A 15,094-nucleotide genomic window follows, 5' to 3' on the forward strand; every position below is an offset into this window, starting at 1 on the left:
ATCTCCTTCTTACAATTGTTCCAAGGATAGCCGAAAATCCTCGATGATGTCATTGATGTTTTCTATACCGGTCGAAACCCTTATCAGTTCTTCGCCGACCCCCATGAGCCTCTTCTCCTCCGGGCCAAAATCTGCACAAATTGTACTTGCCGGGTGGATGACCAGGGTTTTGGCGTCGCCGATGTTGGCCAGGTTGCGGGCCAGTTTTACGCCGTTGATGAAGCGGAAGGCAGCGGTTTTGTCTGCCAGGCCGAAGGTGAGGACGCCGCCGAATTTATCACCATACAACCGTTTCGCCACCTGATGGTAGGCATTGTCTGTCAGCCCGGGGTAGTTCACCCAGGCAACCTGCGGCTGCCCCTGGAGGAACCGGGCCAGTTGCAGGGCGTTGCTGCAGTGGCGTTCCATGCGCAAGGCGAGGGTCTCGATCCCTTCCGACAGGAGGAACGAGTTCATCGGCGCAGGACAAGCGCCAAAGTCCTTGTGAATCAGTTTTCTTACCCGTGCTGTGAAGGCAAAGCCCCGGTATTTCTTGAAAAACTGCTCGAAGTGTGGGAACTTCGGGCTCTGCCAGTTGAACCGTCCCATATCGACAATGGCACCACCGATGGCGCTGCCGGTGCCGTTGATGAATTTGCTCGTGGAGTGGACGACGATATCCGCGCCCAAAGCCTTCCCCGTCGCCAGATATGGAGTCGTCACGGTCGCATCGACCATCAGCGGCACCCCCCCTTCCCGTGCCAGCTGAGCTACGGCGGGAATATCGGGCACGTCCATCTTGGGATTACCGATGGTTTCCAGGAAGATGAGGCGGGTTTTGTCGTTGATCCCCTCCTTTACCGCCGCAAGATCGGTGGGATCCACGAACCTGGCAGTAATGCCGTACGAGGAGAGGGTGTCGCGAAAGAGGGAAAAGGTGCCGCCAAAGAGAGACGATGAAGAAAGAATCTCGTCCCCCGTCCGGACGATGGCCATAACCGCCGTAGTAATGGCTGCCATCCCCGAAGCGGTGGCAATTGCCGATTGCCCCCCCTCCAGAATGGCCAGTCTCTTCTCAAGGCTTTCCGTGGTGGGATTGCCAACCCTGGTGTAGACCTGGCCGATCTTGCGCCCGCGAAAGATGTCTTCCAGCTCCTCGGCGGTGGCATGGGCGAAGGATGATGATTGTACTATGGGCACGGTTGTCGCCCCGGCCGGTCCCGGCTCCAGCCCGCCATGAATCAGCAGCGTTTCAAAACTGTATGTTCTGGATATATCTACCATAATTGTTCCCCTTACAAAAAAAGCCCCTCTTTTTCAGCAGGGGCTCCGAACGAATTCGTCAAGCACCCACCTCATCTTTGCCTGTTATCACAGGCAGGAATTAGCACCCATTGCGGAACAAATCTGCACAGGTTGCTGTGGTTTCTCAGGGCCTTTCCCTCCACCACTCTTGATAAAGAAGGTCATTTTGTTTAGCAGGAATCTACTTTACTTTAATAATCTTGTAAAGTTAATTTTACACAATACTGTACTTTTTTACTAACAAATGAGGCCCGCCGCTTTGATTATTCACCAGCCACACAGTCAACTTTATCGAGATAAAAAAAGGCGACCCTTAGAACAAGAGATCGCCTGAATTGGTTGAAAACTTTAAAGTAATTATACGGATTGGGTCACCAGGGGAAGCAGGGCCTGCTTCATTTTTTTCAAGGCACCTTCCTCGATCTGCCGAACCCGTTCCCGGGAAATGGAGAAATGGTCGGCAATCTCCTGCAGGGTCAGGGGCGTTTCGGCGGCAACTCGTTGTTCGATGACGTAACGCTCTTTCTCGTTGAGGCGGGTAAGGGCTGAAGCGACGTTTTTTTCCAGCATGGCCGTCTCCTGGGCTTCGGCAAGCAGTTCCTCCTGGTTGCGGCGATCGTCCGGGAGGCTCTCCAGCAGGGTCAGCCCTTCCCCGGAAACCACCTCCGCGTCCAGAAAGCAGTCACCCCGCATCCGCTGGTTCATTTCCGCCACTTCCGATTCCTTCACATCCAGCACTTCCGCCGTGGCCTGAAAATCTTCGCTGCCGCCGGTCATGTTCCTGATGGCGTTCTTGGCCTGGTTCAGTTTAAAGAAGAGCTTCCTTTGGGCCTGGGTCGTCCCTATTTTCAGCAGGCTCCAGGCGGAAATGATGTGGTTCTGGATGTAGGCCCTGATCCACCAGACCGCATAGGAAATGAGGCGGAATCCCTTGTATGGATTGAATTTCCGCACCGCCATCATCAGGCCCACGTTCCCTTCCTGGATAAGATCAAGCATTTTCATGCCGTAAGAGCGATATTCACCGGCAATTTTCACGACGAAGCGGAGATTCGACGTTATCAGCTTGTGGGCAGCCTCCAGATCCTTATCTTCATAGAACCTGACTGCGCACTCGTGCTCCTCTTCGGGGGATAGAATGGGAAACCGCTTTATTTCCGCCAGGTAAAGGCTCAAGTTATCTACGACAACAGGCATTGAATAGTTCACGTTCGATCCTCCTCAATCCAGCGACCTGCTTTTAGCACTCTAACAAACCGAGTGCTAATAATTTAGCAACAGCCAGTACAAAAATCAATAGGCAAAGTTTATAAAAACCAGCCGGAAAACCGAAGTGATGACCATAGGGGAAAGGCGCTAAAAACCTTGCCCGCCAATGGCATATGTGATACATGATTAAAAACATGAATAACGACGCATGGCGCCGGAAAACCGGAGGTTCAAGCAGATGGAAATCAAGAAAGTTGCTCTTCCCGAAGAGAAAAGAAAAGCGAAAGTAGAAGACGAGTCGAAGCTTGGTTTCGGCAAGATTTTCACCGACCGCATGCTCATGGTAGAATGGAAAAGCGGCAAAGGATGGGTCGATGCCCGCATCGAGCCTTACGCCCCCTTTGTCCTCGACCCGTCATGCGTGGTCTTTCATTATGCACAGGAAATCTTTGAGGGACTGAAGGCCTATCGCTGGTCCGACGGCAGCATCGCTCTCTTTCGCCCGGAAATGAACGCCCGGCGTTTCAATGTCTCAGCGGATCGGCTCTGCATGCCCCAGGTCCCGGAGGAGCTGTTCCTGCAAGGGATCAAAGAACTGGTCCAGCTGGAAAAGGACTGGGTGCCTTCCGCCGAAGGAACTTCCCTCTACATCAGGCCGGCCATGATCGCCGTAGAACCGATGCTGGGCGTCCATCCCTCCGATCACTATTATTTCTTCGTCATTCTCTCGCCGGTGGGCGCCTATTATGCCTCCGGCTTCAATCCCATAAAACTGCTGGTGGAGGACCGCTATGTCCGGGCAACGCCGGGGGGCACGGGTGAAGCAAAAACCGGCGGCAACTATGCCAGTTCCCTTAAAGCGGGACTGGAAGCAAAGAAAAAGGGTTACGACCAGGTACTGTGGCTGGACGGCGTTCACAAGCGCTATATCGAGGAAGTGGGCGCCATGAACATGCTCTTCGCCTATGAAGACCGTATCGTCACCGCCCCGCTGGACGGCTCGATCCTCCACGGCATCACCCGCGACTCGGTGCTTACCCTGGCAAAATCCATGGGGATCAAGGTTGAAGAGCGCAAGATAGACGTGGTGGAGTTGATGAACGATATCCGCTCCGGCAAGGTGAAGGAAGCGTTCGGCAGCGGCACCGCCGCAGTCGTCACCCCGGTCGGCACCATCAGCTACAAGAACGAACAACTGACCGTCGATGACGGTAAGGTGGGTAAACTGACCCAGAAACTTTACGATACCCTGTCTGGCATTCAAATGGGTAAGATTACCGACAGCTTCGGCTGGATTCAGAAGATAGTGTAGGTGCACCAATCCCGTGGCCCGTAAGGGCCGCGGGACTTCCCCCAGGTGGGACCATGAAAGAACGCCCCGCAGCAAATACGCTCTGCCTCTCCTGCCGCCGCACGTGCAAACAGCCGGCCGCAGTGCTCATTGCCGCCTGCCCCCGCTATTATGCCGGCCCGAAGATCAAGCGCTGCACTTGGAAACAGCTGGAACTGACGCTGGAACCGAAGTGATTCCGTCTCCCCCCATCATAGACACAAAAAAATGCACCGGCTGCGGTCGCTGCGTTGCTGCCTGTCCCCACCACCTCATCACGTTGGAGGTGGCAGGATACAGGAAACACGCAGTGCGACACGATCCAAGCCGGTGCCGGGACTGCCGTGCCTGTGCCGTCTGTCCGGTACAGGCCATGTGGTTCGGGAAACACTAGCCACTGTCTGAATCAGAGATGTTCCCAAGCCCCTTTTCTGTAATTTTTCGCCCTTGCCACAGGGGTTACCACCGCCCTGGCCACCACCACCGGCTTCACCTCCGGGGTGGGCTCTTCAGCCATCGGGTCAGGCTGTTTATATGCAGCCATTTCGGCATTGATCCCCTCGCTGCGCAGTTCATTCATTGCCGCCGCGCCAATGATGCGTAATTCGCTGCAACCAGTCAGGCAAACCACAGTCAATAACAGAAGAAAAATATGTCTCATGGTGCACCTCCTGGACTTTTACCATCTTTCTACCAGATGCATGCCAATGGGATATTTTCCTAACCTTGCTTAATTACTGAAGATTTATACCCCGCCCCTTTCCGGCCGCTGTCCGCTCCCTGAACAGAAAATCCCTCACTACTCAACATCCCTTGCCAGTTGCGGCATTGCAAAATTTGAACAGCTAGGCAAAAGATGAACAGTGTGCTCACCTTGACAGGGGATAGGGGGCTCCTTATCATTTCATTATGATTGTTTGAGAAGGAGAAAAGCATGATCAGACCGGAAAAAATGACCATTAAGACCCAGGAAGCCCTCGCCCAGGCCCAGGAAACGGCCACGCAGCGCGGCAACAGCGCCATTGAACCAGAACACCTGCTCTCGGCCATGCTGGAGCAGGAAGGGGGATTGACCGTCAGCCTTCTGCAGAAGATGGGCGTCACCGCCAATGCCATCAAGGAGAAGCTCGCCGAAGCCATGCGCAAGCTCCCCCAGGCGAGCGGCGCCACCATGCAGGTATTTCTTTCCCCGGCACTGAACCATGTGCTGGATGCGGCCCAGAAGGAAGCAGACGCCATGAAGGACGCCTTCGTCTCCACTGAACACCTGCTTCTCGCTCTGGCAGGGGAGAAGGGTTCTGCAGTAGCGCGCATATTTTCAGACAACGGCGTCACCCGCGACGGCATCCTGGCTGCATTGAAAGATATCAGAGGGGATGAGAAGATCGTCGATCAGGACCCGGAAGGCAAATACCAGGCCTTGACCAAGTACGCCAGGGATCTGACCGACCTGGCCCGGCGCGGCAAGCTGGACCCGGTGATCGGCAGGGATGATGAGATTCGCCGGGTAATCCAGGTGCTGTCGCGGCGGACCAAGAACAACCCGGTCTTGATCGGTGAGCCCGGTGTCGGGAAAACAGCCATCGTTGAAGGGTTGGCCCAGCGGATCATCTCCGGGGACGTACCGGAAACCCTCCGTGACAAGAAGCTGGTTGCTCTCGATATGGGTGCGCTCATCGCCGGAGCCAAATACCGGGGGGAGTTCGAGGACCGCCTCAAGGCCGTAATCAAGGAGGTGGAAAAGTCCGAGGGAAAGATCATCCTCTTCATCGACGAGCTTCACACTCTGGTCGGCGCAGGTGCAGCGGAAGGGGCCATGGATGCCTCGAACATGCTGAAACCTGCCCTGGCCCGCGGAGAGCTGCACTGTATCGGTGCAACCACCCTGAATGAATACCGGAAACATATAGAGAAAGATGCAGCCCTCGAGCGGCGGTTCCAACAGGTCTATGCCGGAGAACCGAGCGTCGAGGACACCATCGCCATCCTGCGCGGCCTCAAGGAGCGGTACGAGAACTATCACAGCGTCCGCATCAAGGACAGCGCCATCATCGCCGCCGCGACCCTCTCCGACCGCTACATCACCGATCGTTTCCTGCCGGACAAAGCCATCGATCTCATCGATGAGGCGGCTTCGCGCCTGCGCATCGAGATTGACTCCATGCCCACGGAAATCGACGAGGTGGAACGGAAGATCATTCAGCTGGAGATCGAAAAACAGGCCCTGCTCCGGGAACAGGACCCCCATGCCCAGGAGCGGCTGAGAAAGCTGTCCGACGAGCTTGAAGAACTGCGCAGCACCTCGGCCACCCTCAAGAGCCAATGGCAGCAGGAGAAATCCCTTCTTTCAAGCATCAGCGACCTGAAACGGCAGTTGGAGGAAAAAAAGGAAGAGGCGAAGAAAAGCGAGCGTGAAGGGGATCTGGCAAAAACCGCCCAGCTGCGCTATGGGGAAATACCCGCCATCGAGAAAGAGATTGCCGAAAAGAGCTCTGAGTTGCTGCAGAAGCAACAGGAAGGGAAGATGCTCCCCGAAGAGGTTGATGGCGATATGGTGGCGGAAATCGTCGCCAAGTGGACCGGCATTCCGGTGAATCGCATGCTGGAAACGGAATCGGAGAAGCTGGTGAAGATGGAAGACCGCCTGAAAGGGCGTGTCGTCGGCCAGGATGAGGCGCTGGAACTGGTGGCGAATGCAGTGCGCCGGTCCAGGTCGGGGCTTTCCGACCCCAATCGTCCCATCGGATCCTTTATCTTCCTGGGCCCCACCGGGGTAGGCAAGACCGAAACAGCCCGGGCGCTGGCCGAGTTTCTCTTCGACGACGATCAGGCCATTGTCCGCATTGACATGAGCGAATACCAGGAACGGCACACGGTCGCTCGTCTGATCGGCGCCCCTCCAGGCTATGTGGGTTATGAAGAAGGAGGGCAGCTGACCGAGGCGATCCGCCGCCGCCCTTACAGCATCGTCCTTTTCGATGAGATCGAAAAGGCCCACTCGGATGTCTTCAATATTCTGCTTCAGGTGCTGGACGATGGCCGGCTGACCGATGGCCAGGGGCGCACCGTAGATTTCCGCAATACGGTGATCATCATGACCAGCAATTTGGGCTCCCAGTATATCCAGCAGTACGGTAGCGGCGACTATGCAAAGATGCGCGCCATGGTCATGGAAACCCTCAAGGAAAATTTCAAGCCGGAGTTTCTCAATCGCATCGATGAAATAATCATTTACCATTCCCTACCCCTGGAACAGATCAGGCACATCGTCTCGCTCCAGATCAAGGGGCTGCAGAACCGCCTTGCCGAGCGGAACCTGGCGCTGGAAATAACGCCCAAGGCTAGCGACTACCTGGCCCGGGAAGGTTATGACCCGGCCTATGGAGCCCGGCCGCTGAAACGCACCCTGCAGAAAAAGGTGCAGGATCCATTGGCACTCCTGCTGCTGCAGGGCAAGTTCCAGGAAGGTTATACCATCGTCGTTGACGTGGCAATGGACGGAGATCATCTGGTGTTAAAGAAGAAGGAACTGTGATTCCGCATGCAAAAAGATATTGCCAAAGGAACAAACTTCGATAAAATAACGTTCTATTGAATGGGAATAAACTGTGGAGGGATTGGGGCATGAAAAAGAAAATCGGAGTGGTTCTTTCAGGGTGCGGGGTGAGAGACGGCAGCGAGATTCATGAGGCGGTGCTGGCCCTCCTGGCCATAGACAGGAATAATGGGGAAGCCATCTGCATGGCGCCAAACGAGGACTTTCCAGAAACCAACCACCTGACCATGCAGGAAACCGGCGGCAAGCGCAATGCCCTGGTGGAGGCGGCCCGCATCGCCCGCGGCAACATCTGGGATATAAAAGAAGTAAAAGCTTCCGAACTGGATGCCATCGTCTTTCCCGGCGGTTATGGTGCCGCCAAGAACCTCTGTAACTTCGCCGAAAAAGGGGCCGGCGCCACAATCCAGCCCGATGTATCGCGGTTGCTCAAGGAAATGGCGGCGGCAAAGAAACCTATCTGCGCCATCTGCATAGCCCCGGCTCTTATCGCCGCCACCCTCGGCAAAGAGTACTCCCCCCAAGTCACCGTCGGCAATGATGCCGGCACCGCTGAGGCCATCAACCAGACCGGTAGCCGTCACTTAAATTGCCCAGTCACCGAAGTTGTCGTGGACGGCAAGAACAGGATCGTCTCCACCCCCGCCTACATGCTGGCCGGCAGCATTTCCGAAACGGCCGTCGGCATAGAAAAGGCAGTAAAAGCCACCTTCGACCTCCTTTAATCAAAGCCAATTCCGCCAGAAGCACCAGGGGGGCCGCTGTGCCCCCCTTTTTCATGCCCGCCGCAGTACTTTCCCCTTGATGACCTGCTCAATTTCCATTACCATGCCGCTACCTATTCTTTACAGGAGGGAAAAACAATGAGAAAGCGTTTGTTTGTGACGGCCATCGCCCTGGTGGCCATGCTGGCAGGAAGTAATGCCATGGCGGAAAATCTGCGGGGCAAGGTGGGTCTGACCGGAAGGTTGGGGGCAATTTTCCCGGCAGACAGCGAGAGGAACCATCCGGATGGAAAGCTGGTGGTCGAGACGGATCCGGGCTTCATCGGCGGTGGTGGCCTGTTTTACGGGGTGGACGACCATGTGGCACTGGAACTGAATGTGGATCATTCCCTGTTTCACACCAAGGGCTGGTCGGACAAAAGCCGCCGGGCCAGCATGAATGACGTTTCCATCGGGGCTCAGTACCGTTTCAACGATCGTAACGACGTTGTTCCCTACCTGGGAGGGGGCATCGATATCCTAATCCCCGAACTTGACGACCTGCAGGTGGACACTGTGCTGGGGCTGCACATTGCTGCCGGCATCGATTTCTTCGTCAGCAGAAACGTTGCCTTTACAGCCGAGCTGAAGGGTTTGGGGGCCTTTGACGCTGACGTCAACCGGCTGGGTGCAAAGATAGGGAATTACGACCCTTCAAACATTTCCACCACCGTCGGTCTGCGCCTCTTCTTCAACTGATCCTCAAAAAAAGGCCACGGCAGCCCTGCTGCCGTGGCCGTCACTTCTCGAACGCCTTCCGGTATTCACTCACCAGTTTTTCACGATCACCGCTGTCGATAAAATCCCACGGCAATTCTTCCTCAAGGGGGATCTCCCGCCTCACCCAAGCATCCGTATCCACCTTCTGCTCCCGAACCGCCTTTTTCCAGCCTATCTCCGCCCCCCGCAAGATCAAGGGCGCCAGACGACGATCCCCCCGCGAGAGCAGTGCCTGTAGATAGGCCTCCTTCAATCCCTCCATCTGCATCCGCACGTTGGATAATGGAGCAATTCCCTTCTGGAGATACCGTTCCTTCTTCTCCAGGCTTTTCAAGTCTTCCATGGCGCACCACTGAAAAGGGGTGAACGGTTTCGGAATAAAGGGATTTACCGAAAGCAGCACATCTCCCAGGCGCTTGTTCTTTTTGGCGGCGGCAATGACCCGTTCACGCACCTTTCCCACAAGTGCGATCAGTTCATCCAGGTCCTCGCTCGTCTCCGTGGGCAGACCGATTATGAAATAGAGCTTGAGATTGAGGATGTCCCTGCCGATCAGCTCGTCGCAAGCGGCGAGGATCTGCTCTTCATTGATGTTTTTTTTGATCAGGTCCCGCAGCCGCTGGGAACCACCCTCCGGAGCCAGCGCCACTGTCTTGTGGCCGCTATCCTTCAAAGCATCGACCAGTTGTGGTTCGAGACAGTCGATGCGCAGGGAAGCCACGGATACCTTTCCCCCGTTATCGACGATAAAGCGAGCGAGCTCACCTACGCCCCTGTAATCGGAAACGGCCGCCCCGACCAGGCCGATCTTCTTTCTCTTTTCCAGCCCTTTCAGCACCTCTTCCTTTACCGCAGCCATGTTCCGCTGTCGATAGGGGAGATAAATGAAGCCTGCGGCGCAGAACCTGCAGCCACGCGGGCATCCCCGAGCCACCTCCACCAGGTACATGTCGCCGAACTCGGTGTTTTCCGTAAGGATGGTGGAGGCGGTGGGTGGCGAGACGTGGTCTCTGTCCCAGAGCCGCCGAACGGTTGGAGGCGCCGAGCCCTGCGCCTTTCGCAAGGCAACGGCGGCACCATCGTAAGCAACGGTGTAAAGGGAAGGGACGTAGACGCCATCTACCGCGGCACACCGCTCCAGCAGCTGACTGCGGGCGATCTGTTCCTCCCGGGTCAGAACCTCCAGCAAGGCTGGGAGCATCGGCTCCGCTTCACCCAGGCAGACCAGGTCCAAGAAATCGGCAACGGGTTCGGGATTGAGAAAGAGGGCCGCGCCGCCCGCCATGACCAACGGCATGGCGTCACCACGATCGGCAGCAAAGGCCGGTATGCCCGCAAGCTTGAAAATAACCGGGATATTCAGGTAATCGCTTTCAAAGGAGATGGAAAAGGCAACAATGTCGAATTCGTTCACCGGCCGCTGAGATTCAAGGGAGAGAAGCCTGCTCCCCGATTTCGCATATTCGTCAAGCTCCTCCCGGTCGGGAAGAAACGCCCGTTCGCAGAGTACATCCGGGTAAGAGTTGAGGAGCCCATGGACCGCCTGGAATCCCAGGTTGCTCATGGCGGCATGGTAGCGGTTGGGATAAACCAGACAGACCCTGAGGCCGGCAACGGACTTTTTCACGGTAATACTGTCTTCGCAGGCAAGGATGTGACGGTATTTTTCGATGATCTTCCAGGACATGAAAAAAACGTTAGCACTAGTGGATATGGATGGAAAGTGGAAAAAAAGACCCGGCCCCCATGGAGGGGGAAGTAACGGGGCCGGGGAATAAAACTCCCTGCCGGTGGCGGGGGGGCCACCACCGGCGGTTGACATGAATCATCGCACTGAACTTGCAGACTTTGCAGTCAGTACCATCTACCGCAATTTCTGAAGCGTCAATTTTTCGTTCCGGCAAGGCTGTCGAGTGGCAGCGCGGAGGCGTAGCAGCGCTACGCCGCACAAGCAGACACGAAGACTTACGCAGCCGGGGCGAAAAAGTGGCGCTTCCTAGTCAACCGATTTGCGGAGGAAGGTCGGGATGTCATACTGCTCCTCATCCTCGATCATAAAGCTCCTCTGCCGAGTGAAAGTCTCCCGCTGCTGCTGTTTTTCCCTGATGAAAGTGGGAATCTCGCGATTGATCTCGTTTCTTACCAGGGGTGCAACGCTTTTCAGCTCCTGGCGGGTCTTCTCCATATCGAAACGGTCGCCGAAACCGGTGGCAATCGCGGTGACCTTGATCACATCCGCAAGATTCTCGTCGATAACGAGGCCGACAATGATATTGGCATCCTCATGCACCTTTTCGTGAATGATACGGCTGGCAGCGTCGAACTCATCCATGGTCATGGCACTGGAGCCGGAAATATTGACCAGCACCCCTTTGGCGCCGGAGATGTCGATATCCTCCAGGAGCGGACTGGAAATCGCCCTGGTGGCCGCATCCACGGCGCGATTTTCGCCGGAGCCGATGCCGATACCCATCATGGCCATGCCCCGCTCGCTCATGATCGCCTTGACGTCGGCAAAGTCAACGTTGATGAGGCCCGAGGTGGTGATAAGATCGGAAATACCCTGCACCGCCTGGCGGAGCACATCGTCGGAAGGCTTGAAGGCATCGAGGATGGACATGGATTTGCCTGCCAGACCCAGCAAGCGGTCGTTGGGGATGACGATCAGGGAGTCCACATGCTTCTTCAGCTCCTTGATCCCCTCTTCGCCTTTGCTCAACCGCTGGCGACCTTCGCGACTGAACGGTTTGGTGACGACGCCGACGGTGAGGGCACCCACTTCCCTGGCCACTTCGGCAATGACCGGTGCAGCACCGGTTCCGGTGCCGCCCCCCATGCCGGCAGCAATGAAAATCATGTCGGCACCCTTAAGTGACTCCACCAGCTTTTCCCGGTCCTCCAGGGCAGCTTCCCGGCCTACGGTGGGATTGGCTCCAGCCCCGAGCCCCTTGGTCAGCTGGCCGCCGATTTGAATCTTCATGGGCGCCTTGGAGTTGCGCAATGCCTGCGCGTCGGTGTTGGCAACGATGAAATCTACCCCCCCCACGTTGCTGCTGATCATGGTATTGACGGCGTTACCGCCGCTCCCCCCTACCCCGATCACCTTGATTTTCGCCGTCTGATCAATACTCTCGTCGAATTCGAACATCTTCCCCCCCTTTTGCTGTGTTGTATGGATTGTATGTTAATTTAGAAAAACTCGCTGAACCAGTCCTTCATCCTGCCGCTAACCTTGCGGAAGATGCTCTCCTCGCTCTGGGCCGTTGGAAACTCGTGAACGCCTACGTTCTTGCTGCCGTAGACCACCAGCCCCACTCCTGTGGCATAGGCTGGCGAATTGACCACATCGATGAGACCGCCGATCCGCTGGGGCAGCCCCCTTCTCACCGGCAGGTTGAAGACCTGCTCGGCCAATTCCGGCATCCCTTCCAGAATGGTGCTCCCACCGGTCAGAACGACTCCCGAGGCGATGACGTCTTCGAAGCCGGATTTGACGATCTCCCGGTTGACCAGGGTAAAGATCTCCTCCACGCGCGGCTCCAAGATCTCCGCCAGCAGCTGGCGGGAAAGGACCCGTGGCTTCCTGCCGCCGACGCTGGGAACCTCGATGGTCTCGTCCTTGCCCACCAGGGAGGCTAGGCAACAGCCATATTTCTGCTTGATCTTTTCCGCCTCGGCCATGGGGGTCCTGAGCCCCACGGCTATATCATTGGTCAGGTGATTGCCCCCCAGGGAAAGCACCGAGGTATGCTTGATGGCACCGTCCACGAAGATGGCGATGTCAGTGGTCCCGCCCCCCACGTCGATGAGGGCGACCCCAAGCTCCTTCTCATCGGCCGAAAGCACCGCTTCGGAGGAGGCGAGCTGCTCAAGGACGATGTCCGCCACATCAAGGCCGGCACGGTTGCAGGATTTGATGATGTTCTGGGCGCTGGCGACCGCACCGGTAACGATATGCACCTTGGCCTCCAGCCTGACGCCGCTCATGCCAAGCGGCTCGCGGATGCCGTCCTGGTCGTCGATGATGAATTCCTGGGGAAGGATGTGGATGACCTCCCGGTCCATGGGAATGGCAATTGCTTTGGCCGCATCGATGACCCTTTTCACGTCTTCGGCGCAGACCTCGCGATTCTTGATGGCAATGACCCCCTGGGAGTTGAAACCCTTGATATGTCCCCCGGCAATCCCCGCATAGACCGACTTGATCTCGCACCCCGCCATCAGCTCGGCTTCTTCCACCGCTTTCCTGATGGAAGCAACGGTGCTCTCGATGTTGATGACGACCCCCTTGCGCAACCCCCGTGAGGGACTCGTACCGATGCCGACGATATCTATGCCCTCTTCGGTAAGATTACCGACAATGGCGCATATCTTGGTGGTGCCGATATCCAGCCCTACAATGAGATTATCCCTTCTAGCCGACATACCCCCCCCTTTTTACACCTTTTTCACGATAATCTTGTCGCTGTAATCCAGATCGATATATTCCAGAGCCGAAATCTGGGTCTGCAAATCCTTGTAAATTCTGGCGAGACGGTCCAGCTTCCGGCTATAATCGCCGCTGCCCAGCTTCACCGGCACCCCACCCGCTGCAGTAAAGAGCGTCATGCCGTATCCCTTGCCGTAGTGGATCTCGGAAACCTCATCCAACCTGAAGTCGCTGCGGGACTTGAGATGGGCGATCAGATCCAGGACCTCCCTGAGCGCATCCTTGGAACCTGCCGGGTCCCGGGCGAAATCTTCTTCACCGATGCCGGTCACCACCGGAAAATTCAGGCTGTCCCCCTCGGTCAGGGGCTTGAAAACATTGCCATCACCGTCCAGATAATAGAGATACCCCATGTTTATCACCGCCACCGGCCTGCGTTCGGCTATGCGGATGGAGAGGGTGTTGGGCAGGTAGCGTCTCACCTCCACCTTCGACACCCAGGGGTTTTTCCCGATCTGCTCGCCGATGCTCCGCAGCCTCAAACCGAACATCCCGTCCCCTTCCCGCACCCCGGCAAGATCGATTACCTCCTGGCGTTTGAGGGTCTTCAGCTCGTTGACCTCGATCCGCTCCAGCTTGAAAAAGGTCGTGCCGGCAATGAAGCGGTAGATGCCGTATCCCGTGCAGCCAACGGCAGAAAGCAGCGCCACGCCCCCCACCACCTTGGCGGCCTTTGTCAGGATGCCTCGATAGTTGATCGGTTTGCGCGTCTTGGGCGTTTTTTTCAACCGGTTCTGCATGACCGGGCGTTGTTTTTTTTTGTGAAGATCGCGCATTGTCCTGCCGGTTACCTAAGTGCTTATTGTGCTATTTTCAAGGAGGCGGCGGAAATGATCCGCTCCACCAGTTCACCAAATTCGATCCCGGCACCCCGGGCGATTTCCGGCAGAAGACTCAGATCGGTCATCCCCGGCAGGGTGTTCACCTCAAGGATGTAGCAGAGCCCCTCTCCGGTTACCAGAAAATCGACCCTGCTGTAGCCGCTGCAACCCAAGGCCCGGTGGGCGTCCTCTCCCAGCCGCAGCACCTTTTCGTAAAGCTCGGCCGGAAGCCGTGCCGGCAGGATATGCTCGGCCATGCCGTCGGTATACTTTGCCTCGAAGTCGTAGAATTCCTTTTTCGGCACGATCTCAATGGCTCCCATGGCCTTGTCGTCCAGAATGCCTACCTGCACCTCGCTCCCCTTGATAAACTGCTCGATAAGGATTTCCCGGTCGTAGCGGAAAGCCTCCGCCATGGCTGCAGCAAGGCCGGATTCTGTCTTGACGATGCTGACTCCCACTGAGGAGCCTTCCTGGGAGGGTTTTACCACCACCGGAAAAGGAAAACCGAAGGTTCGCGGGTCCAATGACTCCCCGCGGCAGACCACCCGATAGGGGGCAACGGTCAGGCCAGCCGCCTGAAAGGTCTGTTTGGCAAAGATCTTATTCATGGCCAGGGCGCTGGCCAATACCCCTGAGCCGGTGTAGGGAATGCCCATCAGTTCCAGCAGGCCCTGAATGGCGCCATCCTCACCATAGCGGCCGTGTAGGGCGATGAATGCCGCCTCTATACCCTCCCCAGCTATCTTATCGGCCACTTTGCGGTCCACATCAACGCCGACCGCATCGTACCCCTTGCCAATAAGGGCTTTCAACACTGCGGCCCCGCTTTTCAGGGATACCTCACGCTCCGCCGACAGTCCCCCCATCAGCACGCCAATCTTTTTCGTCTTTTTATCTTCACCGGTCATTGCCATATCT

General features: G+C 56.5%; 14 protein-coding genes and 1 riboswitch. Of the genes, 6 read left to right on the forward strand and 8 right to left on the reverse strand.

Translation table 11 applies throughout. The features are described 5' to 3' along the window. Window positions 1-9: 9 nt before the first annotated feature. The gene (locus ML541_RS01540; RefSeq protein ID WP_243370026.1) at window positions 10-1,263 is read right to left on the reverse strand and encodes an O-acetylhomoserine aminocarboxypropyltransferase/cysteine synthase family protein; all 1,254 of its coding nucleotides are present in this window, start codon (window positions 1,261-1,263) and stop codon (window positions 10-12) included. A gap of 68 nt (window positions 1,264-1,331) precedes the next feature. Continuing rightward, a riboswitch (SAM riboswitch) is annotated at window positions 1,332-1,442 on the reverse strand. A 199-nt stretch (window positions 1,443-1,641) separates the two neighbouring features. Then, window positions 1,642-2,493, reverse strand: coding sequence for an RNA polymerase sigma factor RpoH (gene rpoH, locus ML541_RS01545; RefSeq protein ID WP_243370028.1), 852 nt, complete (start codon window positions 2,491-2,493; stop codon window positions 1,642-1,644). A gap of 238 nt (window positions 2,494-2,731) precedes the next feature. On the opposite strand from rpoH, the gene ML541_RS01550 reads away from it, so the two are divergent. Genes ML541_RS01550 through ML541_RS01560 form a run of 3 tightly spaced genes read left to right on the forward strand, consistent with a single transcriptional unit; the run spans window position 2,732 to window position 4,217 of the window. Further along, entirely contained in the window at window positions 2,732-3,805 is a 1,074-nt protein-coding gene (locus tag ML541_RS01550) for a branched-chain amino acid aminotransferase (protein ID WP_243370030.1), read from the forward strand. Window positions 3,806-3,858: 53 nt separating this feature from the next. Next, a complete protein-coding gene (locus ML541_RS01555; RefSeq protein WP_243370032.1) occupies window positions 3,859-4,020 on the forward strand; it encodes a hypothetical protein in 162 nt (53 codons plus the stop codon). Continuing rightward, window positions 4,017-4,217 (forward strand): 4Fe-4S binding protein, encoded by a 201-nt coding sequence (locus ML541_RS01560; RefSeq protein WP_243370034.1) that lies wholly within the window; start codon window positions 4,017-4,019, stop codon window positions 4,215-4,217. The genes ML541_RS01555 and ML541_RS01560 overlap by 4 nt, the downstream gene beginning before the upstream one ends. 12 nt (window positions 4,218-4,229) lie before the next feature. Here the strand turns inward: ML541_RS01560 and ML541_RS01565 are convergent, their stop codons facing one another. After that, a complete protein-coding gene (locus ML541_RS01565; protein WP_243370036.1) occupies window positions 4,230-4,484 on the reverse strand; it encodes a hypothetical protein in 255 nt (84 codons plus the stop codon). A gap of 273 nt (window positions 4,485-4,757) precedes the next feature. Here ML541_RS01565 and clpB point away from each other — a divergent pair, with 273 nt between their 5' ends. The 3 genes from clpB (at window position 4,758) to ML541_RS01580 (ending at window position 8,842) form a co-directional block, all read left to right on the forward strand. Then, on the forward strand, window positions 4,758-7,358 hold the full coding sequence (gene clpB, locus ML541_RS01570; RefSeq protein ID WP_243370038.1) for an ATP-dependent chaperone ClpB: 2,601 nt from the start codon (window positions 4,758-4,760) through the stop codon (window positions 7,356-7,358). A gap of 89 nt (window positions 7,359-7,447) precedes the next feature. Beyond that, window positions 7,448-8,104 (forward strand): isoprenoid biosynthesis glyoxalase ElbB, encoded by a 657-nt coding sequence (elbB, locus tag ML541_RS01575; RefSeq protein WP_243370040.1) that lies wholly within the window; start codon window positions 7,448-7,450, stop codon window positions 8,102-8,104. Window positions 8,105-8,242: 138 nt separating this feature from the next. After that, window positions 8,243-8,842: a porin family protein gene (locus tag ML541_RS01580; RefSeq protein WP_243370042.1), complete on the forward strand. Its 600-nt coding sequence runs from the start codon at window positions 8,243-8,245 to the stop codon at window positions 8,840-8,842. A 40-nt stretch (window positions 8,843-8,882) separates the two neighbouring features. On the opposite strand, the gene ML541_RS01585 is transcribed toward ML541_RS01580, so the two are convergent. From ML541_RS01585 to ML541_RS01605, 5 genes are all read right to left on the reverse strand, one after another. Beyond that, window positions 8,883-10,550 carry a radical SAM protein gene (locus ML541_RS01585; protein ID WP_243370043.1) on the reverse strand — a complete coding sequence of 556 codons (1,668 nt, stop codon included), beginning with the start codon at window positions 10,548-10,550 and terminating at the stop codon, window positions 8,883-8,885. Window positions 10,551-10,859: 309 nt separating this feature from the next. Further along, window positions 10,860-12,011, reverse strand: a complete 1,152-nt coding sequence (gene ftsZ, locus ML541_RS01590) for a cell division protein FtsZ (RefSeq protein ID WP_243370044.1) — start codon at window positions 12,009-12,011, stop codon at window positions 10,860-10,862. 41 nt (window positions 12,012-12,052) lie between these two features. Beyond that, on the reverse strand, window positions 12,053-13,288 hold the full coding sequence (gene ftsA, locus ML541_RS01595; RefSeq protein WP_243370045.1) for a cell division protein FtsA: 1,236 nt from the start codon (window positions 13,286-13,288) through the stop codon (window positions 12,053-12,055). Window positions 13,289-13,300: 12 nt separating this feature from the next. Continuing rightward, complete coding sequence (locus ML541_RS01600) at window positions 13,301-14,128, reverse strand: FtsQ-type POTRA domain-containing protein (RefSeq protein WP_243370047.1); 828 nt, start codon at window positions 14,126-14,128, stop codon at window positions 13,301-13,303. Between the two features lie 23 nt (window positions 14,129-14,151). After that, window positions 14,152-15,084, reverse strand: a complete 933-nt coding sequence (locus ML541_RS01605) for a D-alanine--D-alanine ligase (protein ID WP_243370049.1) — start codon at window positions 15,082-15,084, stop codon at window positions 14,152-14,154. Between the last annotated feature and the right edge of the window lie 10 nt (window positions 15,085-15,094).

The organism is Geotalea sp. SG265 (genome assembly GCF_022808985.1).
Taxonomy (GTDB): domain Bacteria; phylum Desulfobacterota; class Desulfuromonadia; order Geobacterales; family Geobacteraceae; genus Geotalea.